Genomic DNA, 1,656 nt, shown 5'->3' on the forward strand with positions numbered 1-1,656 from the left:
CCGTTGAACGGGTCCATCACCAGCATTCCGTCATCGACCGGCAGCCGGACCAGGAAATGCCCCGGGAAGGACACCCCGTCCAGCGGAATGCCGAGCCGGCGCGCGACTTCCATCTGCACCAGCGCCAGCGAGATCGGGTTGCCCAGGCGGCGTTCGAATACCTGGTTGAGATAGCTGTTGCGCGGGTCGTAATACTCGCCGTGGTCGCCGCCGTAGCCGAGTTCGTCGAACAGATGGCGGTTGACCGCGGCGATCTTCAGCGGCCAATGCTCGATCGTGTCCACCTCGGTGCGCAGGTGGTCGGCATGGCTCTGCAGCAGCGCGTCGTAGACCTTCGGGTCCAGGTCGGGGTACTCGTCGCGGGCAATCAGCAGCGCGGTGGGCAACAGCGGCAACGCCTCGTCGTCCAGCTCGGCCAGTGAATCCCACGTCGGCAATGTCATCTGCCCCTGCATGGCTACAGACTGGCGACAAACGCAACCGGTTTCAAGGGCTTCAGCGCCGGATCACGCCCGCCGGTAGAGCCGACCGTTGGTCGGCTGAGCGGGAGCGTTGAGGAGGGCCAGGGGCGGCCGACCAACGGTCGGCTCTACCCCGGGCGGGGGCGCGGTGTCAGCGGTCGGCGATGCCTGGGCCGAAGGTGATCTCGGTGCCGTCCTTCAGGCCGAGCTTTTCGGCCTGGCCGGCGTTGAGTTCGAGCACGTAGCGGGCCGGGCCGCTGCTGGGATAGGGCGGGCAGCGGTCGCCGGCCGAACACGGCGGCACGTCGCGCTGCTGGCTGACGAGGTGGCGCTGGTCGTCGAAGTACAGGATGTCCAGTGCGATCTTCGTGTTCTTCATCCAGTACGCCTGCAGCTCTTCGCGCTCGTGCAGGAAGAGCATGCCGTGGTCGGCGGGCATCTGGTCGCGGAACATCAATCCGCGTGCGCGGCTGGCGTCATCGGTGGCCAGTTCCACCTGGTAACGGGCACCGCCCAGTTCCACCCAGTGGCGGGCGCCGGTGCTGGCGCAGCCGGTCAGGGACATCAGGAGCAGCAGTGGCAGCAGGCGGATCAACGACATCGGGTCTACCTCGGAAGGAAAAAAGGCCGGCCATCGCTGGCCGGCCACGGAATCAGAACACCTTGGGCGGCTGTCCGCCGACGATCACCACATCGGCCGGGCGCCGGGCGAACAGGCCCACGCTGACCACGCCGGGCAGCTGGTTGAGCTCGCGCTCCAGCTTGACCGGATCGGTGATCTCCAGGTGGTGGATGTCCAGGATCGCATTGCCGTTGTCGGTGACCACGCCTTCGCGCCAGGCCGGCTGGCCGCCGGTCATTTCCATGATCCGGCGCGCGATCAGGCTGCGTGCCATCGGGATCACTTCCACCGGCAGCGGGAAGCGGCCCAGCACCGGCACCTGCTTGCTCGGGTCGATGATGCACACGAAGCGCTCGCTGGCCTCGGCGATGATCTTCTCGCGGGTCAGCGCGGCGCCGCCGCCCTTGATCAGGCACTTGTTGCCGTCGCACTCGTCGGCACCGTCCACGTACAGCGACAGGTTGCCGGTGTGGTTGAGTTCCATCACCTCGATGCCGTGCGACTTCAGCTGGGCGGTGCTCTGCTCCGAGCTGGACACGGTGCCCTTGATGCGGTGCTTGATACGGGCCAGGC

At 67.1% G+C, this 1,656-nt stretch carries 3 protein-coding genes; all 3 read right to left on the reverse strand.

Going from position 1 to position 1,656, the window contains the following annotated elements:
* Positions 1–455, reverse strand: a 455-nt coding sequence (locus ACXJKH_RS20070; protein WP_457322000.1) for a SirB1 family protein, incomplete at its 3' end; no start/stop codon positions are given.
* 157 nt (positions 456–612) lie between these two features.
* On the reverse strand, positions 613–1,062 hold the full coding sequence (locus ACXJKH_RS20075; RefSeq protein WP_256776023.1) for a DUF192 domain-containing protein: 450 nt from the start codon (positions 1,060–1,062) through the stop codon (positions 613–615).
* Positions 1,063–1,114: 52 nt separating this feature from the next.
* Positions 1,115–1,656, reverse strand: a 542-nt coding sequence (rpiA, locus tag ACXJKH_RS20080) for a ribose-5-phosphate isomerase RpiA (protein ID WP_457322002.1), incomplete at its 5' end; no start/stop codon positions are given.

The organism is Stenotrophomonas sp. P5_B8, from assembly GCF_054049855.1.